The sequence below is a fragment of the Porphyromonas canoris genome (assembly GCF_000769115.1).
GTDB lineage: Bacteria > Bacteroidota > Bacteroidia > Bacteroidales > Porphyromonadaceae > Porphyromonas_A > Porphyromonas_A canoris.
In genome coordinates, this window is record NZ_JQZV01000001.1 from 72600 (window position 1) to 93643 (window position 21044).

Annotated in this window: 15 protein-coding genes; all 15 read right to left on the bottom strand. The window is 48.3% G+C overall.

The features are described 5' to 3' along the window. Positions 1-447 precede the first annotated feature (447 nt). The 15 genes from HQ43_RS00310 to HQ43_RS00385 all read right to left on the bottom strand — a co-directional run bounded on the left by HQ43_RS00310 (position 448) and on the right by HQ43_RS00385 (position 21007). Entirely contained in the window at positions 448-2754 is a 2307-nt protein-coding gene (locus tag HQ43_RS00310) for a TonB-dependent receptor (protein WP_081964490.1), read from the bottom strand. A gap of 103 nt (positions 2755-2857) precedes the next feature. Then, positions 2858-3856 carry a sirohydrochlorin cobaltochelatase gene (locus HQ43_RS00315; protein WP_036788233.1) on the bottom strand — a complete coding sequence of 333 codons (999 nt, stop codon included), beginning with the start codon at positions 3854-3856 and terminating at the stop codon, positions 2858-2860. 62 nt (positions 3857-3918) lie between these two features. After that, complete coding sequence (locus tag HQ43_RS00320) at positions 3919-6333, bottom strand: TonB-dependent receptor (RefSeq protein WP_052102968.1); 2415 nt, start codon at positions 6331-6333, stop codon at positions 3919-3921. Between the two features lie 228 nt (positions 6334-6561). Then, a complete protein-coding gene (locus tag HQ43_RS00325; RefSeq protein WP_036788234.1) occupies positions 6562-7752 on the bottom strand; it encodes a toxin-antitoxin system YwqK family antitoxin in 1191 nt (396 codons plus the stop codon). 819 nt (positions 7753-8571) lie between these two features. Next, positions 8572-9813 carry an aminotransferase class V-fold PLP-dependent enzyme gene (locus tag HQ43_RS00330; RefSeq protein ID WP_235305930.1) on the bottom strand — a complete coding sequence of 414 codons (1242 nt, stop codon included), beginning with the start codon at positions 9811-9813 and terminating at the stop codon, positions 8572-8574. A 4-nt stretch (positions 9814-9817) separates the two neighbouring features. Continuing rightward, on the bottom strand, positions 9818-11560 hold the full coding sequence (gene ispG, locus HQ43_RS00335) for a (E)-4-hydroxy-3-methylbut-2-enyl-diphosphate synthase (protein ID WP_036788236.1): 1743 nt from the start codon (positions 11558-11560) through the stop codon (positions 9818-9820). Positions 11561-11580: 20 nt separating this feature from the next. Then, positions 11581-13131: a glycoside hydrolase family 10 protein gene (locus HQ43_RS00340; RefSeq protein ID WP_235305931.1), complete on the bottom strand. Its 1551-nt coding sequence runs from the start codon at positions 13129-13131 to the stop codon at positions 11581-11583. A gap of 45 nt (positions 13132-13176) precedes the next feature. Further along, positions 13177-13872, bottom strand: coding sequence for a dethiobiotin synthase (gene bioD, locus HQ43_RS00345; protein WP_052102969.1), 696 nt, complete (start codon positions 13870-13872; stop codon positions 13177-13179). 9 nt (positions 13873-13881) lie between these two features. Then, positions 13882-14646: a methyltransferase domain-containing protein gene (locus HQ43_RS00350; protein WP_036788238.1), complete on the bottom strand. Its 765-nt coding sequence runs from the start codon at positions 14644-14646 to the stop codon at positions 13882-13884. Beyond that, on the bottom strand, positions 14643-15353 hold the full coding sequence (locus HQ43_RS00355) for a DUF452 family protein (protein WP_036788240.1): 711 nt from the start codon (positions 15351-15353) through the stop codon (positions 14643-14645). The genes HQ43_RS00350 and HQ43_RS00355 overlap by 4 nt, the downstream gene beginning before the upstream one ends. Before the next feature lie 272 nt (positions 15354-15625). Further along, on the bottom strand, positions 15626-16765 hold the full coding sequence (locus HQ43_RS00365) for an aminotransferase class I/II-fold pyridoxal phosphate-dependent enzyme (RefSeq protein WP_036788243.1): 1140 nt from the start codon (positions 16763-16765) through the stop codon (positions 15626-15628). Then, positions 16749-18053, bottom strand: a complete 1305-nt coding sequence (gene bioA, locus HQ43_RS00370; RefSeq protein ID WP_036788245.1) for an adenosylmethionine--8-amino-7-oxononanoate transaminase — start codon at positions 18051-18053, stop codon at positions 16749-16751. The genes HQ43_RS00365 and bioA overlap by 17 nt, the downstream gene beginning before the upstream one ends. Further along, complete coding sequence (bioB, locus tag HQ43_RS00375; protein ID WP_081964491.1) at positions 18050-19069, bottom strand: biotin synthase BioB; 1020 nt, start codon at positions 19067-19069, stop codon at positions 18050-18052. The genes bioA and bioB overlap by 4 nt, the downstream gene beginning before the upstream one ends. Then, positions 19066-19431 carry a hypothetical protein gene (locus HQ43_RS09960; RefSeq protein ID WP_152567433.1) on the bottom strand — a complete coding sequence of 122 codons (366 nt, stop codon included), beginning with the start codon at positions 19429-19431 and terminating at the stop codon, positions 19066-19068. Before HQ43_RS09960 ends, bioB begins: the two co-directional genes overlap by 4 nt. Before the next feature lie 16 nt (positions 19432-19447). Beyond that, positions 19448-21007: a peptide MFS transporter gene (locus tag HQ43_RS00385; protein ID WP_036788249.1), complete on the bottom strand. Its 1560-nt coding sequence runs from the start codon at positions 21005-21007 to the stop codon at positions 19448-19450. Positions 21008-21044: the final 37 nt, after the last annotated feature.

Here is a 21044-nt window from a genome sequence, read left to right on the forward strand (position 1 = left end):
AAAGGTTACAAAAATATGCACAATATCGGACTTCTTTTGCTTCTGCCAAGTCCGACTAAAACTTAAACCCGTTCACAAAATCGGTTTATCTCTCTAAAAAAATGTCTTAAATACGTACAATTTTGGAAATCAAGACCCAATTGCCAAAAACCGAACCTTGAACGGCACAATTCAAGTCTTGATTTGCAAATCCTAAAGCTTGATTTCCACAAATCAAACCCTGACTTTAACCTCTTAACCTGTTCGGATGAAACAATATAAGCGTTCAGTCTGCTTTTGAGACCTATTTATTTCATCTTTCTCTTGCACTCTCCGAGTGGATAATAAGCAGAGACACTCCGGAGCAATGGGAATAAAAAAGAGCGGATATCGAAATATATATGCCCCATACATATCCGATCCCCGCTCCGATCCATTCCGAGAATGGTCTAAATCTCTATGCCTCCCTTACTGCTTGAATCTTACACTGAGAGAGAGGTAGTAAGTCCGTCCCGGAGTAATGGTCGCATAAGGAGACATCGTTGTGGCTCCTTTGCCTTTATCGTTAAGATAATAACGATAACCGGGGCGATTGTCTACGTAATTGAAGATATTCTCTATACCTATCGTTGGCATCAGGATCAGCTTACCCAGTTCAAAAGTATGGGTTGTATTGATATTCCAAAGCGAATAACCCGGTGCATCCCCTATCCTTGGAGAATAAATAGAAGAGAAACGAGGTCCTCTCAACTCTCCCGTAAGGTTTACGTTCAGATGGTATCCACCCCAAGAGTGTGTCCATTGTGCGGAGACATTTCCGGCATGACGGATTGTTTTGTCCAGCCTGTCGTCTTCACCCTCTTTCGCAGACAGATTCTTGCCATCGACAAGAGAGTAGTCGCCCTGCAACATGAATCCGGCTCCGAGGTATGCTTTTGCTCCAACCTTGAGCCCCATAACCCTTGCACGGTCTATGTTACTGCGCTTTCGCACCACGTTTTGAGTAACTTCCGGTCCATACTTGGCTTGATATTGCGCCAACTCTTCCGGAGTTACTTCAAAAGCCACAAGCTCTATTTTATCTCTGAGATAGTTGGCATACGCTCCGAGAGATAGAGCAAGACGATTAGTTGCGTACTCCATCGAGGCAGAGAAAAACTGACTGCGTTCCGGGCGTAAAGACTCATCACCAATGGTCAGAGTACCATCTTTATTAACGTTGAAGGTGTAGATGGCATTCAGAGAAGGTGTCTTATATCCGGATGCATACGATCCTCTAAACTTCAAATCCCCTAATGTGTACATCACTGCCGCATTCGGAGTAACATAGCTTCCGAGAACATCGTGGCGTGTAACCCTTGCTCCGACAACCGCTTGAAAGGCTCTTGAAAAACGCATTTCGTCTTGAGCATAGAAAGAGAATGCTCCGGTGCTTACCGGTTCTCTCAGTTTGTCCGAAGTGGAGAAGTAGTTGTCCAACGCATCGAGGGTGTACTCCATGCCGGAGGATAGTTTGTGTTGGCGATTGAGATTGTATATCCCTTTTAAGGAAGCCTTGTGCCAACGAGTCTCTACACGCAGTTGACTGTCTCCCGGACGGATTGTTTTGCCCACAGGAAGGAAGTAGTTGTAAGAGCTGGTGTAGTGATCTCTGTAATAATCGGCAAAGAGAGAGAGTTTTGGAGATACTGCGTATCGTCCGCCAAAGGCATAAGAGTCGTTTTTATGCTCTAAATCGTAGTTGTATGACGTTTTAGTTCCGTTGATCATCTCCGGTCTGTTCTGGAGAAAATGAGAAATGGAGCCTTCGGCATACAGGGACATTCCTCTCATGAAATCATACGTAAAACGCTGAGAAAGCGTGTGAGTTGTGGATGCCATAACCGCCATTCGGGTCGTGGGAACAAGCTTGCCCTCTTTGTCTTCCTCCATTGGATTGAGAATCCAACCGTCTGTACGTTGTTTGTTATAAGAGGTATAGCTTCCGAACTTTCCCTCTTTTGCATCCAGATTGATCGAATAGGTCTGACGTCCGTGATCCTTTAGCGAAGAGCTAAGAGCCAACTCCACTCCGGACTGAATATCGTTCGTGATAATGTTTACTACTCCTGCTATGGCATCCGATCCGTGAATCATCGAACCGGCTCCATCCAATACTTCTATCCGTTTAACGTTGGAAAGATTGACTCTGCTAAGGTCCGGAGCAGAAGATCCACTGCCTAAGAGTCTCTGCCCATTCACTAAGAAAAGGATGTATTTATCGTCCAAACCATTCAATGTCATGACGGATCCCATGCTTCCCAGAGGTGTTTCCGTCACGGATGGAATAAGTTTGAGCAAAGCTTCTTTCAGATTGGAGATGTTTTGTCTCTTCAGATCTTTTTCTGTAAAAACAGTAACCGGAATGGGAACATCCTTGTTTCGTCTGTGTGTCCCGGTGCCTGTAACGGTTACTTGTTCTATATTCACCATGGAAGATGTTAGGGCTACGGCTTGATCTTTGGATAGCTTTGCCGCCGAGATTGTACGTGCCAGATAGCTGACATGACTAAACTTCAATACCGCATCCGAAGGGACTCGCTGTATCTCAAAATAGCCTTTGCTGTTGCTTGTTGCCCTGGCAAGTGTTCCGCTTACACGTATGACAACGCCTTCGACAGGCCTTTTCGTATCGGCATCTATTACGTATCCTTTTGCCGTAGTATCCTGTGCCAAAGCAGTGGCGGTACAGGAAAGAATAATGATTAGTGCTGTAATAATTTGTTTGAACATCATATTTGGTATTTCATGACAAAGCGGTAGCAGTAAGAGGTAACCCTCTTCACTGCGGCCGCTTTGCCTGTAAGTAATTTATATTACCGGTTGTGAGAAAAAGGCCTTATTGCTCTTCTTCTGCGTCTTTGATGGCATCTTTAAGATGACCGATCCAGATAGCGTTGATGGATGGATAGTCTCCAAGTCCTTTTGTAACGGTCTTCACGGTCCAGCCGAGCTTCTTTTCGATCTGAACTTTCCAGCTCTGTTCGTCTTCCGGAGCATCTTTATCGTACTCGCCTTGCATATCATTGTTGGCATGATCACCGGCAATAGACATAAGAGGATGCAGGTAAACGGTCTTTGTTTTACAGCTCGACTCTTTCAGTCCATCCATAACATAGTCCACAAGCATAGCCGGATAGTCCACCGTTCCAACGAAAACATTTTCATTGTTGTAGGTTTTCTTGGCATACTCTTTCATCTTCTTTTCGATCTTGATATAAGAAGCATTGGCATGGTCATAGTCGGATACCGGATTACCGTGTCCCATGAAAGCCACCGCATGACCGGCTTTCAGCTCTTCTGCAAAAGCGTCTACAAGGATCTTTCCAACACTTTCAATATCTTCGTCCGATACCAGAAGAGCTTTACCGCAAACGGCAGGTTTTCTTTCCGGTTTAAGGTCTTGTACGATGAAGTTATAGTGGCTCTTCACATATCCATCCCTGAGAAGCATGTACTCTTCTCCCGGTATGACGTGAAGACTCTGCACGTAAACATTTTCATAGTTCTTGTCTATGAAAGACTTCAAATAGAGATCCGGTGTGATAAACTGCTCTTTCTTTTCGGCATACCAACGGTTGATACAGGTCTTTGAAGTGAAAGAGAAGAAAATGTCTGTATTGGGAAACTCCTTCTTGAACTGGTTGATCTGAGCCTTGTAAGTTGTATGAGGATCGTCCCAAGTAGAGCCAAATGTTACAAGAAGAATGGCTGTGTTGTGCTTCTTCTCATACTTAACAGGAGATTGAGGCACATCGGGAGCATCTTGTTTACAGGAAAACAAGAGGGCTGTAGATAGTAAAAGCATCACTGCCCAAAGATTACGTAATGGTTTCATAACGATCTGTGTAAAAGTTAAATGTTAGTATTCCTATTTATTCTCGGTATAAAGTAATTGTGTTACTCTTCTTCCATCATACTGTTCAGGTTTCTCATCTTGCGTTGAGCCTTGCCCCATCTTATGGTCAGCCCGGCATAAAATGTTCGTCCGGGCGATGTAGTACCATAGTTATAGCCGTAGGGATGACGCTCGTAATGGTTCAATATGTTATCTATACCTACGGACCCCTCAAAGAGCAGCCCTGTTCGGTCGTTTTTCCATGTATGCGTCGTGTTGAGCCTCCAAAGCATATAGCCGGGAGCATTGCCGTACTCACGATAGAAGCGTTCCGATTGTATTCTGCCATACAGACCCACTCCGAGAGCATAGTCTCCCCATTTCTTATCCCATGTGGCACGGATATTGGAACGATGCGTTGCCGTTCCATCTATTGTTCTATGCTCCAATACGGGTTTGCCTGCTTTCTCACTCTCTTCGTTGTTGATGAGATGCGCCCGTGCACTAAGCAGGTTATATCCTGCTCCTATGGCAAGTGAGCGGATGGGACGTACAGTGAAAGAGAGATCAAGATCCGTAATCACGGCACTCTCCATATTGATATACTGCATCGCGCCATCGTAATCGGAGCCTTCATCGCTACCGTATTGAGGAGGAATCGGAACCCTTACAAGCGCGATCATATCCTTGACCCGATTATGACTAAGCGTTGCTCCTGCCGTGATTTTAGGTGTTCTGTACTCCAGCCCACCGGAGAAAAAGTGAGAGCGTTGAGGCTTCAACTCCTGATTTCCAAGATATACACGCAACTTGCCCATCATGGCTCTCTCATAGAAGTAATATAGCTCTTTCGGTGTGGGAGCCTTAAATCCATTGGAATATGTAGCTCTAAGATTGACGTTGCCAATCTTATACATGGTCGAAATCTTGGGTGTAACCGTCATCCCGAAAGCCTGATGCCCCACGAGCCGAACACCTGCGGTTACATTCAGATCCGGCATTACATTCCACTCGTCTTGCGCATAAGCAGAGAGCGTATAAGTCCAAACCCGGTCTGTGATAAGCCTTCGAGGAGCTATCAGATGCTCTCCGATATACTCCGCACCGGCGGAAAGTTTATGCCTGGAAGATAGATCGAATACCCCTTTAAGGTGTACAAGCCAACGGCGTTGATCGCTCTCGCGACTCTCCTGACCGGGATAGTAAAAGATGTGATGCGGTACATGCACCTCTTTGCCATCTATCATCTCTTTACGGAAATACTCATCTATCGTCCGCTCGTAGTAAGAATAGAAGTAGGCATGGCGGTTAAAAGAGGCATCCAAAGAGAGCATACTCTTGTCGTTCAACCTATACTGCGCTCCTGCCATTACCGCCATATCCCGATAGAATGGGTGGAACGTCCGCCAGCGTGGTGCGCCCGGTTTATGAAGCAGTTTCTTATAATAGTACATCCCGGAAGCATAGAGCAGAAGATCTTTCCCGGGTTGATACTCGAAATCCTGCTGGATGCGGTGATTGGAATACTCGCTTACCGTCTGCGTCGTAGAGCCTTCATAGAGTTTGTTACGGTAAAGCTCTTGAGAGCTGTTCTGCCATCCGTCGGTGTGTTGATAGGCATAGCGTGTGGCAGAAGTAAAGGATCCCACCTTGAAAGACAACATATTGCTCTGCCGTATATCGGCATAAGAGCCTGCTCTGGTGCTGTTTTCAAGCATCAGCGGAGCTGTTCGATAGTTCTTTTTGGTTATGATATTGATAACGCCTGCCATGGCATCAGAGCCATAGAGAGAAGAGCTTGCACCTTTGACCAACTCTATACGCTCTATGTCCGAAACGGAGATCATCGAAAGGTCGTTCTGCCCTCCGGTATCTCCGTGAATGCGTTTCCCGTCTATGAGGATCAGGATGTAAGCGTTGCCCAAACCGCCGAGAGAGATCCCCGAACCCATATCCGACGAAGAGAAGTCGAACGAAGCACTCAACCCCGAAAGCAAATCGCTCAAAGTCCTACCGGCGTATGCTTTCAGCATTCGAGAGGTCATTACCTCCGTCTGAACCGGTGCATTCCTGAGTCTGTGCTCTGTCCCTGTTCCGGTTACTACCACTTCCTCTATTTCGATATCCAGAGGTTCGAGAATGAAATCCTGTGTTACGGCAGACTCTCCGGTGATATTAACCAAACGTGTTTCCGGCTTAAACCCCACATAAGAGACCACAAAGGTGTAACGACCGACAGGGAGATCCATCTCGTACACCCCGTTGCCGTCGGTCATGATTCGCAAAGAAGACTCCTTAACCACGAGCAAAGCTCTCTTGAGCGGAGCTTTTGTTCCTTCGCCACTTAATACCCTTCCCGTCACTTTTATGGCGAGAGCCGGCATGGAGATCGTGATTGTAAAGATTATAAAAAGCAGAAGTTTGGGAAGTGTATGCCCCAGCCTCATTCTCTTCCTACTTCCATAGTTTTTGTTCATACCAAATCTAAAAGCAGCACCCCTGTTAGTGTCTCTCCGTAAGGTGCTTCCCGGAGCCGGATTTTCTTCTATCCTTCTCCAAGAGATTGTGATACAAAGTTAATAATAGTTTTTTGATTCTCTGTTGGATAGCTCTTCTTTAAGAAGATCTTACACATCTGCGATACGGTTCCATCCGGTTCGGGCTATATCCGACCGGCACAAGGACAACTCCGCGACAATCTTTCTCTAATCTTCCTCCTCTATCCGCTCGCCCTCTTCATAGATATACTCCTCGAAAGATCCGTCTTTATTGTAAATACGGGATATGCCGTGACGCACACCATTTCTGAACTCAACCTCTTCCGAGAGCGTACCATCCTCTTCGTACCAACGTGCTGTGCCGTTCCTTTCACCATTATTGTAATAGCAGCTGTACTCTATCTGTCCGTGAGGCTGAGTACCAGACGGATCTTGATAGTAATAGATCAACTCTCCCTCCAACAGCCCGTTGAGATAGTATCCATCCATTTCCAGCTGTCCGTCCAGATAGAATCGTCTCACTTTTCCATGCCGCTCTCCATCTTTGAAGCTGCCTTCAAAAACCGGCACAAAACCCTCATCGGTATTGCAGTATATCCGAATATTGCCATTCAACATTCCGTTTACCACAGCCCCTTTGTAGTGTCTCGGAAAGAACATACCACTCTCGACGACAGGCACCATATCCATCTCTCCGGAGAAAGGGTCATTGCTTCCTATCCGGCGTATCAGACCGACAGAATCTTTGTACAGCTTATACGCTTTGGACCTTTTGGGTACACCTTTTTCGGAATAGCTCCGAACATCATCCGGCTCGCCATTCTCTCTGTAATAGTGCCACTTCCCTACTTCTATATGATCCCAATAGGTCCCTTTATCCACCGGTATTTTGTCCCCCTCTGCCCACAGCTGCCCATTGGGATGATAGTAACGACACATTCCATCCACCGTACCTTCTCTGTACGTTTCCACAGCTTCCAAAGAGCCGTCCGGTCTATACTGCTTTATCTTTCCGATTCTTTCGCCATAAAGCCCTCTCTTCCTGCCCTCTTCTTTCAGGATACCGCTCTCATAATACTCCACATAAGGGGTACCCCGACTCTTTATAACCTCTCGAACAGTACCGACAAGCCAATAAATCAGAAGAATAATAAGCGGCGCGATGAAAGCGGGGACATAGCTGTCCAACCAGCGTTTGGAAAGCAGCAGACTCACGACAAACAGAACAAGAGAGAAGAGTATCGACAAGGATATTTGCAGAAAACCGCGCAACATACCCGCACTTGCGGTATCTGCACCCTGATCACGAGCCAACGAAGCTAAGAGATAAGCCAGTCCTCCTGCGAGTACGGGATAGAGAATGGCGGTAACGAGAGTGAATATCAACTTGGATTTCATGGGAAACAGTCTTGTAATGGTGGTGTGTATAAAGGCATCGGAAAGCACTTTTCCACTCTCTGCCCTAACATGGTGGCAAGATAAGAAAAAAAGGTAAAAGCAGGAGACTGTTTTTGGAAACAGAGTGGAGAAAAAATCCTCCCGTTTTATGCCGGCGGAAGAAAGTGATTTTTTATATATTCCATACCGAGAAATGCCCGCTTTTTTCTTGCTCTCTATTTTGATCGGAGGGGTCGTTTTCAGAGCACGACCGAACTGTTAAATCAGAGCCATTTTATTAACACGATTTTCGATACCTGTTAAGCAAAAACAGTAAACGAGCATATTGTTTCGGCTTAACGTGTTTAATTTTTCAACGAACACGTTTACCGATTTCATTAAACACGTTTACCGGATTCGATTAACGTGTTTAGCCAGAATAACTAAAGTTCTAACAATCAACCGACTACGTATTTTCGCCCTAAAATACCCCTGAAAAGGCAAATTTCTCTATTAGGAAACGTTTACAGAGAAGGGCGTTAAAATTTATACTAATTAACACGAAAAAGCCCCATCAAACGGACTGAGAAAAAATTTTTTCCAAATTCGCAATTTTTCTTACTCAGCTGATATATAGCGTTTTGGACGAATAAAGAAATTTTCCTAATCTTAAATCGGTTCGGAGAAGAGGATTTCGGAATCGTTTTCAGGCTATCCGTTTTTATATAAAAGTTCCCACGGAAAAGGCTTTTTATTTACCCCCAAAAGAGCAAAAGAAAAGAGATTGTCCGGAGTATATTTCGGACAATCTCTTCCACTATTTAATCCTTATTTTCTTGCTTACCTCAGCATATCTACCGCACGCTTAAGAGCATGGACAAAAACATCTATCTCCTCTTTTGTGTTGTAGAATGAGAAGCTGGCTCGCATCGTTCCCTCTATGCCGAGATGGTGCATCAGAGGCTGTGCGCAATGGTGTCCGGTGCGGATGGCAATGCCTTGTCTGTCGAGAAGAGTACCTACATCAAACGGGTGAAGATCCCCTATAAGAAACGAGAGTACCGCCTCTTTTTGAGGAGCTGTACCTATGAGACGAACATCGGAAATCTCGCTTGTGAGTTGTGCCGTTGCATAGTCCAACAGCTCTTTTTCGTATGCTGCTATCTCCGCAAAACCTATCTCCTCGACATACCTGACCGCTTCACTGAGAGCAACGCTGGAGATAAAGTCGGGCGTTCCGGCTTCATACTTGAAAGGGAGATCGTTATAAGTGGTGCCGTGATCCAGGGAAACGGTGCGGATCATCTCGCCTCCTCCCTGATACGGAGGCATACTCTCCAATAAATCCGACCTGCCCCAAAGGATGCCGATACCGGTAGGAGCGTAAATCTTATGTCCGCTAAAGGCATAGAAGTCTGCACCTAAATCCTGTACATTAACTGCAGTATGCGCCACGGCTTGTGCGCCATCCACAACGAGAATAGCACCTGTGGCATGAACCATTTCCGCTATTCGGGAGATGGGGTTAATAGTACCCAGCACATTGGAAGCATGGCAAAGAGAGACCACTTTGGTGCGTTCGCCGAGAAGAGAAGCAAGGTGTTCCAAATCGAGTAAACCCTCCGGCGTAACGTTCACAGCCTTGACAACCGCTCCCGTTTTCTCCGCTGCCATCTGCCATGGAACGATATTGGAGTGATGCTCCATACGGGAAACGAGGATCTCATCACCCGGTTTACAAAACTTCTCGCAGTAGCAAGAGGCGACAAGATTGATACCTTCGGTCGTTCCGCGAGTAAAGAGCACTTCATCTTTTGAAGGTGCTGAGAGAAACGAAGCTATATGGGTACGAGCCGCCTCGTGCGCTTCTGTGGCATCCTGACTCAAGCGATGCACCCCCCGATGAATGTTGGCGTTCCGGTGGGTATAAGAGTCCGTCAGAGCATCCAACACGCTCTTCGGTTTGTGTGTAGTGGCTGCATTGTCGAGATAGACAAGCGGCTTGTTGTAAATGGTTGTGTTAAGAGCAGGAAAGTCTGCTCTTATCTTTTCTATGTTCAGTTTCATGGTCTGTTGTTTCATCTGTTTAGTCGGGATCTTTCCAGTCTCCACAATCTTTAATGAGCTGTACAAGTCTTTCCACAGCCTCGTCTTGAGGGATACCTTTAGCCACACAGTTTTTCTCCTTATAGAGGTCTATCTTTCCGGGACCGGCTCCAACGTAGCCGTAATCGGCATCCGCCATCTCTCCGGGACCGTTCACTATACAGCCCATCACTCCTATCTTCAGTCCTTTAAGGTGTTCGGTGGCAGCTTTTACACGCGCAACGGTGGACTGCAATGCAAACAGCGTCCGTCCGCATCCCGGACAGGAGATGTACTCGGTCTTTGTAATGCGTCGACGACTGGCTTGGAGAAGGGAGAAAGAGAGGTGTGTATGGTCTTCTCCGGCTATATCCATCATCAAGCCGGCACCATTACGGGAGAGCAACCAACCGCCAAGATAGAAGCCTGCTTCCGTATAGAGTCTGCCCCTATCCTGCTTAGGCATCACAAGACGAGCAACGAGAGGGGTGTTCGGAGCCAGTTCTTTCAGACGCGACTCTGCTGCTTTGAGCGCTCTGACGGCTGTCGGAGGATAGAAAGAAACGAGAAGTATATCCTTTGAAGAGAGTCGGGAGAGGGCTTCATCCGGCATATTCAAGAGTTCGTCCCAGTTCATCGCCCGGTATCCATCCTTATGGTTCAGGATTTTATCCTGCCAATCGGACGGCACATCTGCCATGTCTCCTTCGGTTAAAATATAGTCGGGCTGCTCCGAAGCCGAAAGCGTCAAAAGAGAAGGGTGCCAACTGCTCACGACAACAGGGTGTACCTTGCCTTGCAACAACGCTATGCGAGGGGAACTCATTGCATCCTCTCCATAGATATATATGGGTGTGCTATCCTCTTTCATCGCTTTGGCGCAAGCGACAAGCGTTTCCGCCACGGGGATTTCCTCTTCCGGCTCTTCGCTCAAAGATACCCGGATCGTATCGCCAATACCATCGGCAAGAAGAGAGCCTATACCTACGGCACTCTTTACCCTGCCATCTTCTCCGTCTCCGGCCTCTGTAACGCCAAGATGTAACGGGTAGTGCATATCTTCCGCATCCATTCTTTTTACCAGGAGACGCACTGTGGTGGTCATTTCTGCCGTATTGGACGACTTGATGGAGATAACCACGTCATGAAACGACTTCTTTCGACAGACACGAAGATACTCCATACAGCTCTCTACCATCCCTGCCGGTGTGTTTCCGAAACGGGTCATGATACGATCCGAAAGTGATCCGTGATTGACTCCCAAGCGGATAGCCGTTCCGTTGGCAATGCAGATGTCGAGGAATTTACCGAATACCTCTTCTATCTTAGCCAACTCTTGCGCATACTCTTCCTCGCTGTACTCGACGGAGATAAACTTTCGGGCAGGATCGACAAAGTTTCCGGGATTGATCCGAACCTTCTGAACCCTGGTGGCAGCAGCATAAGCGGCAGCCGGATTAAAGTGTATATCCGCCACCAAAGGCAGATCGTAGCCACTCTCATGCAGTCCGTCACGGATGGCTTTCAGATTATTGGCTTCGCGTACACCTTGTGCCGTAAAACGGACAAGCTGTCCGCCGGCATCCGCTATACGTCCGGCTTGTGCGACAGATGCCTCCGTGTCCATGGTGTCTACGCTTGCCATGGATTGGACAACGATATCGGCATCGCCGCCTATAGTAATATCTCCCACTCTTACGGGAGATGAGACTCTTCTTTGATAGGTCAGTAATGTTTTACTCATAGTTTTGAATAAGATCGGGGTTAGAGTTTAACCTTAATCTTCACCCCTTTACCCTCAATGTGCATACGGGATACCGGAGTAACCACATAGGTAAACTTCTCTTTGCCATCCCTGTATGGCAGAATGTAGTAAGGGCTTCGGCAGACTGCCACAATATGTGCAGGATCGGAAGTATTGATTTTCTCCTTTCCGGCAAAGGCATAAACCACATAATAGTGAGGTGCAGAAGGAAGTCCCTCACAGCTTTCGTCCGGAAGCCAGGTAAGGGTATAGCCTTGCTCTGTCCAGAGTGCTTTGATGCCTCGTATCTGTTTCGGAGCATCACCGGCAATGTGTGTGTAAGGCGGAATAAGTGCATAGTGGCTGTAATACTCCCTCTTGAGCAGATCCTGAACCCCTCCGGTATTCCAGAGTACCTCGTTGGCGGGCCACATTACATTGCCTTGCGCCACCTCCGCAGCCATCGAGAGCTTCGGGTGTAGCTGTTGCGTGTTCATGGTACGCTTTATATCTTGTCCCACGTAATAGTGAGCATGCTTGATGTTCTTGCCCCACCAGTAAACCAGTTCAGTATAGTCAGCCGCCGAATGACCCATTTCCCAGTATATTTGCGGAACGATATAGTCCACCCAGCCTTCATGATCCCAGAGCAGAATATCCGCATAAAGGTCATCATAGTTTTGCAGTCCGTTGGTTTCGCTACCCATCTTTGCCGTGCGCTTGTTTCGGAATATCCCGAAAGGACTGATACCGAACCTCACCCACGGTTTCCGTGTCCGAATGGTGGTGCTGATCTCTTTAATGAGCTTGTTGACATTATCCCTCCGCCAGTCTGCGATGTTCTCGAAACCTCTTGGGTCTGCTTGAAAAAAAGCTTCATCCCTTAAAGGAAGACCGGGCTTAGGGTATGGATAGAAATAGTCATCCATATGAATGGCATCCACATCGTATTCGGAGACAATGTCATCCACCACCGAACAGATGTGCCGACGGCACTGCTCAAGAGCAGGATTGTACAAAAGCTGATTGTCATACCTCACAAACCACTCCGGATTACGGGAATAGGGATGTTCCGGAGCAAGAGGAATAGATGCATTGGCTGCGGCACGATAAGGATTGATCCACGCATGAAACTCCATCCCTCTCTTATGACACTCTGCGATAAGAAAGCGCATCGGATCCCATAGAGGCGAAGGCGCAACACCCTGAGTGCCGGTAAGGAAACGGCTCCAAGGCTCCAGACGGCTCCGATACCACGCATCGCTCTCCGGACGAACCTGAAAGAAGACGGCATTGAAACGAAGCTCTTGCAGCTTATCCAGCTTTCGCAAGAAGTCTTGCTGCATCTCCTCCACGCTCATGCGTGCATACTCCCCTTGGTGAACGGTCTGAATCCATGCCGCACGCATCTCTCGCTTGGGAGAGTGATAGGTTTTCTTGTAATGCAGCTGCTCTTTCCGCTCCAACGCTTTCTTATGACTGACACACCCGGAAAGGATTATGGAGAAGAGAAAAACAGAGCTGAGGATTGCTCTGACTCCCATTCTGTTATACTCTGTTCTATATCTCATTGTCTTACGTAATGTTATATACAAAAGTAGTTATAATATACCGTTTCACAGAACGATGCTCTCCATCTCCAGAAGTATGGTATCAGGATAGTGACGGGAAAGGTATTGCGAGAGCCATCTGAGTGTCTCTTCCGTGATCTCGCAATCTGTTGCGATGTGTCTGTTATAGACCAACAACGGCACGGCTATCCCTCTTTGTCTCAAAGCATCGAGGCTGAGAAGCGTATGGTTGATACTGCCCAACTTGGCAGTGGAAACCAGTATCACAGGGATCTTCTGCTCTTCGATGTAGTCTATTGTAAGGCGATCTTCTGTGAGAGGAACCATGAGTCCGCCTGCTCCTTCAAGGAGAAGACAGTCGCAAAGAGCAGTCAGCTTCGCCGTCGCATCCGATATAAGAGCGGTATCTATCGGAGGTTTTCTGTCCCTCGAAGCAGCCATGTGCGGAGAGCAAGGGTAGCTGAACAGAAGCGGACAGGTACTCCCATTCCGGTCTTCATCCAGCAAGGGACGCCCCTCTATACGGCGATGGGTAACAATATCCTCTGCCACCGGAGCGGTTACACCGGTCTGCACCATTTTCTGAGTAAGGCTCCTGACACCCTCCGATAGCAGCTGCTTGGAAAGCAAACCGGTTGCCACACTTTTCCCGGCGTCTGTGTCTATGCCGGAAACGAAGTAAACGCTCTCTGTCAGGAGATCCGAAAGCCGGTCTGTGCTGTTACACTTAAAATATTTCATCTGGTCGCATTATATTTTTTCGGCTCTACCCCATATCGCATCATAGGTAAGAGGCAGCCTGAAGTTGTTTGTCTCATTGGCAAAAGCCTTTCTGTACGCCTCCTCCATCTCTCGCATCTTTCCCGGAGTAAGGTTCTCCTCCTGCCGGATGCCGTTTACCCCTGTCTGCTTGAGGTGTTTCAAGAGCAGAAGAAAAGAGTCGAAGTAGAGGGTGGTCTGCTCCCGACGGATGGAGATATGCCTAAACCCTGCCCGCTCCATGGCTTCCTGCAAAACAGAAACGGTATCGTAAGAGAGTGTAGCCGGGGGAAAGATGGTTTTAAGCTCGTGCATCTGTTCCGGTCCGAAGGTCGAAAAGAGCAGCACACCGCCTCTCTTGAGCGCATCGTACGCTTTGGAGAAGAAGCCCAACGGCTTGTGCCACCACTGGATACACGATGACGATGCCACCATTGCAAGATCGTTGCGCCAGTTTAGAAGCTCCGCATCGCCGGGGATAAACTCGCTGTACACCTCCAGACTCTCTTCCACTTCCGGGCAGAGGTCGTTGAGCAGAAGCGGATGCAGAGGATAACGCTCCGCCAATACCCGGCTCAAAAATCCCGTACCGCATCCCACCTCGAAGATAGCCCCGTCCGGAAGAGAGGCAGGAAGCAGTTCGGCAATGTGCCGGACAATCTGCTGCTGCACGGAAGCCTCTTTATCGTAGGTGTGCAGAGCATTGGTAAACCGCCTCTGCACAAGTTGTTTGTCTATGTTGCTGCTGCTATTCATCGGTCTGTATCCGCCAAGGGATAAATAAGTTCGCTCCAACTCCGGAAAGAGAGGAAAGGATAGTGCCCCACTCCCTCGATAATCTTGGCATCCACACCTACATGGCTCCAATATCTGACCTGATTGGGGGTGGGAACGATAAGATCTTTCTCGGCAATCCAAGCCCGATGGAACGGAGAGGGAGCTTTATCGGGAGCGTATCGAGAAGCTATGCCGGCAAGACGAGAGGATTGATGCTCGAAAACAGAGGTAAGCTCCTCTCTGAGATCTTCCGTAGAGCGAGAAGCAAAGCTGTTGTAAAGAGCCGTGAGAGAACGCCCTCCGCACATTCGTCTATTGAATCGTTCTCTGTTCATTTCGTCCAAGTTGGTCAGCGTGGCACGGAATATCTCATCCGGGATGCCCCATTCGTCGTGCATCGGATAAGGCGTACCGCACACGGCTATCAGCCTTGCTCTGTCGGGCAGATGCTCTCGCAGGACGGAGATAGCCCATACCCCCATGCTCCAGCCTACTACGGCAATCTCTTCGTACCGCTCCAACGGAGGCAGCTCTTCGGGTGAGACCTCCCGATAGTCGTAAAATGCAAAATAATCCGTCCCGTCCGGCAGGGAAAGATGCCCGACTGATTCAGGCGTAGAGCCCCATCCCCCGAAGTAGAGAAGGGATTTGCCGGAGTGAGGAGTCGTGATTTGCTTTATCTTCATCTCTGTGATCTCTTGTTTCTATTCCTTTTATAAATTTCTTTGAACCCGTTCGGAAAAAGTGCCGAACGGCTCTGTTTTCTTCTCTAAACAGATTAAAAACTTGAAGTCGAACTTTGAAGAGTGGAAATCAAGCTTTGGTTGGCTCTTTTCAAAGCGTGATTTCCACCAACCAGTGCTTGGTTTACAACTCTGTTCGGCTTCATCGAAACTCTTTAAGGTGATTAAAATATTTTGTGATAGTGTCAAAAACATTTTCTCTAAAGCGATATATATCAGGCGGTCTGCATTACCCTTACAATAGTTTGCGCCAAAAGTTCCACTTCTTGCTCGGTAAGAGCTGCCGAGAGAGAGAGTCGGACACGCTCCCCACCGGGAGGAACAGTCGGTTTACGTATGGGTAAAGCAAAGAAACCAGAGGCTTTCAACTCCTCTGCCATCCGTACTGCACACTCCTCGCTTCCGGCATGAACCGGCACGATATAAGAGGAGAGAGGCAGACCGGTACGCTCTTTCAGCAGAGCAACAAGGCGGTGAAGATGCGCCCTCCGCGCTACCATACCGGGGAGATGATGTATCACATGAAGCGACCATGCCGTGCAGACGGGAGGAAGAGCCGTGGAGAAAATAAGCGGTCGGCAGGTAGAGACCAACAGCTCGCGCACCTCCGCACCGGAAAGTGCAAACGCTCCGACACTGCAGAGAGCCTTTCCCATGGTCCCGATGAGAATATCCACCTGATCCAACAACCCCAAATCCTCGACACAGCCAAGCCCTTTCTTGCCTGTCGCACCCACGGCATGAGCTTCGTCCACATAGATACGGAGCTGAGGATAGTGCTGTTTGAGAGCCACAATATCGGTCAAGGGCGCAAAGTCTCCATCCATACTGTAAAGGCTCTCAACCACGACCCATATGGTCTCATACTCGGATGCAAAGCGTTGCAGAAGGGCTTCGAGGTCGGGCAGACTGTTATGCTTGAAACGGCGGAACTCCCGTCCCGAGAGCCTTATACCGTCTATGATGCTGGCGTGTACCAGTCTGTCCGCAAGGATGAGCGTCTTATCGTCGGAGAGCGCAGGCAGAATGCCGAGATTGGCATGGTATCCGCTGTCGAACAGCAGAGCGGATTTTCCGCCATAGAGCCGGGACAACTCCGCCTCCAAAGCCTCATGTTCGGGAGAGTTGCCCGTGAGCAGACGAGAAGATGAAGAGGAGAAAGGCAGCTCCAATGCCCGATTTCCGAACTTATCTCTAAGGTCTGTATCGGTGGAGATACCGAGATAGTCGTTCCCGGCAAGATTGATATACCTCTTACCATCTGCCCATACGTATTTCCCCTCCACTTTAAGTTGAGGAATTTTACGGTAAGTGCCTGCTGCTTTCAAGGCATCTATTCTATCGCTGTACTGCATTTTGCTTTACTATTTTAGAGAGTCCGGAGGTCAGTTTGAACAGCTCCTCGTCCGTAACCGCCATGAATGGCGGCATGAGATAAACGAGCCTGCCGAACGGACGTACCCAGATCTTCTCTTCGATAAACTGCGGGATGAGCCGCTTCATATCTACCGGCTGTTTCATCTCTACCACTCCGATGGCACCGAGACAGCGTACCTCTTTCACGGTGGAAAGGTCGGCAAGAGAGGATAGCTCGCTTCGGAGTGTCTGCTCTATCTCTTTGACCCTCTTCCTCCATGGCTTGGAGAGAAGCAGCCGGGTAGATGCAAGAGCAACCGAACAGGCAAGAGGATTTGCCATAAAGGTGGGCCCGTGCATGAAACAACCCGCCTCTCCGGAACAGATAATATCCGCAATCTCTTTGGTGGTTGCCGTTGCGGAAAGCGTCATACACCCTCCCGTCAAGGCTTTGCCGATACAGATAATATCGGGCAACACATCGGCATGATAAGCGGCAAGCATCTCGCCCGTCCGCCCAAAGCCTGTGGCGATTTCGTCGAATATCAGCAGTACGCCGAAATGAGAGCAGAGTCTTCTTGCCTGTCTCAGGTATTCGGGATGGTAGAAGTACATCCCTCCTGCGCCCTGCACTATCGGCTCAAGGATAAGAGCGGCTATCTCTTCGCCTTTCTCTTCCAAGAGATTTTGCAGAGGGCGCATTGCTTCTTCGCTCCATACTCCCCCGAAAGGGATGGAAGGTTGTGGAAGGAAATATTGAGGTGTAAGTGCTCCGGCAAAGAGTCCGTGCATGCCGGTGATCGGATCGCATACGGACATTGCGTGCCAGGTATCGCCATGATAAGCGGAAGAGAGTGCGGCAAATCGTGTACGCTGTCGCTCCCCTTTGGCATGCTGATACTGTAATGCCATCTTCATGGCAACCTCTACGGCTACGGAGCCTGAGTCGGCATAGAAAATGGTATCTACCCCTTTGGGCAATACCGACTCGCACAGGAGTTTGCCCAGCTCCACAGCCGGCTCATGCGTCAATCCGCCAAACATGATATGGCTCAACGTCTCTGCCTGACCCTGAAGAGCCTGCACCAGTACCGGGTGAGAGTAGCCGTGTATAGCCGCCCACCAAGAGCTCATACCGTCTGTAAGCTCTGTTCCATCCGCAAGCGTAATGGTAGCTCCTTTGGCTGAAACCACCGGATAAACCTCCAAAGGGTCTATGGTTGAGGTGTAAGGATGCCAAAGATGATCCCTGTCCCAGCGGAGTCTTTCCTGCCATAAATGGTTCATCGTTCCCATGTTGTCTCTGCTTTAGTATCGTACTTCATCTCCCGGAAAAGCAGCATGTCTTCGTCCGTAACAGATGCAGTGGTTGTGAGTAAATCGCCTGTGATGGCGGAGTTAATACCGATATAGAGTGCTTTTTTCTGTGTCTCTCTATCCATCTGTGCACGTCCGCCGGAGAAGCGAAGGTAGGCTGTGGGATTGACCAAACGGAAAATCACCACCGCCAAAAGGAGTTCGTCGGCAGAGAGCAGTGCGGTATCTCCAAGCGGTGTTCCCGGTATCGGCTGGAGCATATTGATGGGTATGCTTTCCACTCCAAGCGTTTGAAGATAGAGCGCAAACTCTATGCGCTGTCGTCTGCTCTCGCCCATGCCGATGATTCCTCCGGAACAGACTTTCATCCCGACCTTTCGGGCTGCGGCAATGGTCTCCTCTTTCTGCTGCTGTGTATGCGTGGAACAGAGTGTGATAAAGTGGGACGGCGCACTCTCCATATTGCAATGATAAGTGGTAACACCGGCTTCATGAAGCACCTTTAGGGTATCTTCCGTAGCCAATCCGAGCGATGCGCAAAGGTGCATAGAGGGTTCGGCTTTTCGGATCTCCCTGTATATGGCGGCATACCGAAGCGTATCCACCATGTTCGGACGCCTGCCACTCGCTACGAGTGAATACCTTTTGATCCCCTTGTTTCTATTATGCAGCGCCTGCTCCAAACACTCTTGGGGAGAGAGTATAGGGTATGTCTTGCATCCGGTATTGTAGTGCGCACTCTGGGCGCACCACTTGCAATCTTCGGGACATTTACCGCTCTTTACATTGATGATGCTGCAAGTGTCGAATCCGTCCCCATGCAGCGTCCGGGTTATGGTATGACACGCTTCATAAAGCTCCTCTATGGGATACTTTTCTATCGCTTTTTCTACTTCTTCCATACTCCGAAGACGCCTGCCGCCAATAATATCTTGTGCCAACTCGGAAGCGGTCTCCGGTAAGTCTCTATACTCTCGCTTTGTCATTGTGAAACATAGGATAAGAAAATACCCACCTTTCGACAAAAGCCGAAAAGTGGGTATGGATATGATGAGACGGTAGCAGTGCTACAGTCCGATTCGTTTACGAAAGATGCTGTGCAGAGTATCTCCATGCTCTTTTCCTGTTCCTCTTCTTCGCAGAAAGGCTCTTTGATGGCGGGAAGGAACTCTTGAACAGCTGCCGAAACGGTGTTCCGAGACTTTTGCAACAGTCTTTCGGCAACAGACAAATGGAGAGTTCCTATGGTTACAACCCTGCCGACACTCATAAAAACAGCGTAAGCCTTACGGCTCCACCTACGGAACCGTAAGGCTTTACTGCCTCTGTTATGTGTCAGGATAAGCATCTATCCGGATGATCAATTATTTCTTTTGAGAAGTTACTCGGTTCAACCAACCTACCATAGAGAACATAATCACCATGGAGATCAGACATACTACAACGAATACCGACCATGTGAGCCATAGAGGAACGTTCTTGTAGAGGATTGCACCAATGAATAGGAGTTGGTTTCCAAGGCCTGTCGCAAGAAGCCACATACCTTGCATCAAACCTTGAAGCTTTGGAGGAGCCACTTGAGATACGAATGACAAGCCAAGCGGAGAGATAAACAACTCTGCAACAGTAAGAACAAAGTATGTACCGATAAGCAACCAAGGAGTAACCTTAACCAAGTTTTGTTGTTCGGTGCTCATTTCTTTCATCTCTGACAACAATGGAAGATCGAAAGATCCCATGGTCATAAGTATGAAACCGATAGCGGCAAGTCCCATACCGATGGCAATCTTCATCGGGGTGCTTACGTTGTAACCACTGTTTGCCAACAAGCCAAAGAACGCCAAGACCATAGGTGCAAGAGTAACCACAAAGAATGGATTCGCACTCTGGAACATTTCAGGCTCTAAGGCAAAGCCGAACAGATCGAGCTTCGTAAAGTCACGAGCAAAGAATGTAAGCGTCAAACCGTTTTGGTGGAATGAGAACCAGAAGAAGATAACAACGAGCATAACAGCACCAAGAGCCATTATACGCTGACGTACTTCTGCAGGATCCATTTCTTGAACAGGCTCTGCAGGTTTTCCGTCATGCTTAACCGCAGCAGTTCCCGGATCCGGAAATTTCTTCTTGTTAAGCATAAAGATGGCAAATGAAATAAGCATCGCCACGATGGCAACACCGAAAGAGTAGTGAAATCCGGTATTGAAAACGTGCAAGTATTCCGCTGCAAAAGAACCAAGATCGGCAGGTGCGCCGTTCAAAGATACCTCTCCCGCCAATGTTGTAAAGTTGGCAGCAGCAGTGTCCGAAAGCGTTTCTCCGTTGAGATACTTGTGGCAAAGCTCGGGAAGCTGACCGTTATAAGTGAATCCGTGAATCTTCAACCACCAGGAGCGAACGGCAGGAGCCACCCAAGGAGCAAAGATAGAACCGATGTTGATAAACATATAGAAGATGGTGTAACCCGCATCACGTGTTTTGCTATCCACGCCGGACTTGTCGTACATCTGCCCTACAAGAGCCTGCAAGTTACCTTTGAAGAAACCGTTACCAAGGGCTATCACGAAAAGAGCCACGCAGGTAAAGACGAGCATAATGGTCTTCGAGTCCTGTGTGATTGTGGTAGGAATAGAGAGCATACCGTATCCGACAGTCATCATGACAAGTCCCATGATGATCGTTCTCTTGTAGTTACGAGTACGGTCTGCTACAAGTCCTCCGATTATAGCCAATGCGTAGATTCCGAAATAGAAGAAAGAGTAGATAAGTCCTGCCTCATCTTCAGCCAAGCCAAACTTTGCACTCAAGAAGAGTACAAGGATAGCCATCATCGTGTAGAAACCAAAGCGCTCTCCCATGTTCGCCAGAGCTGCCGCTATAAGCCCATTAGGGTGCTTCGTCTTTTGCTTTACGTTCTGTCCCATTGAAATTAAGTGATTGGATTATAAGTTTATAAATATT

Coding starts and splice junctions, on each gene's coding strand:
- HQ43_RS00310 (WP_081964490.1), bottom strand. CDS start 2,754: ATGATGTTCAAACAAATTATTACAGCACTAATCATTATTCTTTCCTGT.
- HQ43_RS00315 (WP_036788233.1), bottom strand. CDS start 3,856: ATGAAACCATTACGTAATCTTTGGGCAGTGATGCTTTTACTATCTACA.
- HQ43_RS00320 (WP_052102968.1), bottom strand. CDS start 6,333: ATGAACAAAAACTATGGAAGTAGGAAGAGAATGAGGCTGGGGCATACA.
- HQ43_RS00325 (WP_036788234.1), bottom strand. CDS start 7,752: ATGAAATCCAAGTTGATATTCACTCTCGTTACCGCCATTCTCTATCCC.
- HQ43_RS00330 (WP_235305930.1), bottom strand. CDS start 9,813: ATGAAACAACAGACCATGAAACTGAACATAGAAAAGATAAGAGCAGAC.
- ispG (WP_036788236.1), bottom strand. CDS start 11,560: ATGAGTAAAACATTACTGACCTATCAAAGAAGAGTCTCATCTCCCGTA.
- HQ43_RS00340 (WP_235305931.1), bottom strand. CDS start 13,131: ATGAGATATAGAACAGAGTATAACAGAATGGGAGTCAGAGCAATCCTC.
- bioD (WP_052102969.1), bottom strand. CDS start 13,872: ATGAAATATTTTAAGTGTAACAGCACAGACCGGCTTTCGGATCTCCTG.
- HQ43_RS00350 (WP_036788238.1), bottom strand. CDS start 14,646: ATGAATAGCAGCAGCAACATAGACAAACAACTTGTGCAGAGGCGGTTT.
- HQ43_RS00355 (WP_036788240.1), bottom strand. CDS start 15,353: ATGAAGATAAAGCAAATCACGACTCCTCACTCCGGCAAATCCCTTCTC.
- HQ43_RS00365 (WP_036788243.1), bottom strand. CDS start 16,765: ATGCAGTACAGCGATAGAATAGATGCCTTGAAAGCAGCAGGCACTTAC.
- bioA (WP_036788245.1), bottom strand. CDS start 18,053: ATGAACCATTTATGGCAGGAAAGACTCCGCTGGGACAGGGATCATCTT.
- bioB (WP_081964491.1), bottom strand. CDS start 19,069: ATGACAAAGCGAGAGTATAGAGACTTACCGGAGACCGCTTCCGAGTTG.
- HQ43_RS09960 (WP_152567433.1), bottom strand. CDS start 19,431: ATGCTTATCCTGACACATAACAGAGGCAGTAAAGCCTTACGGTTCCGT.
- HQ43_RS00385 (WP_036788249.1), bottom strand. CDS start 21,007: ATGGGACAGAACGTAAAGCAAAAGACGAAGCACCCTAATGGGCTTATA.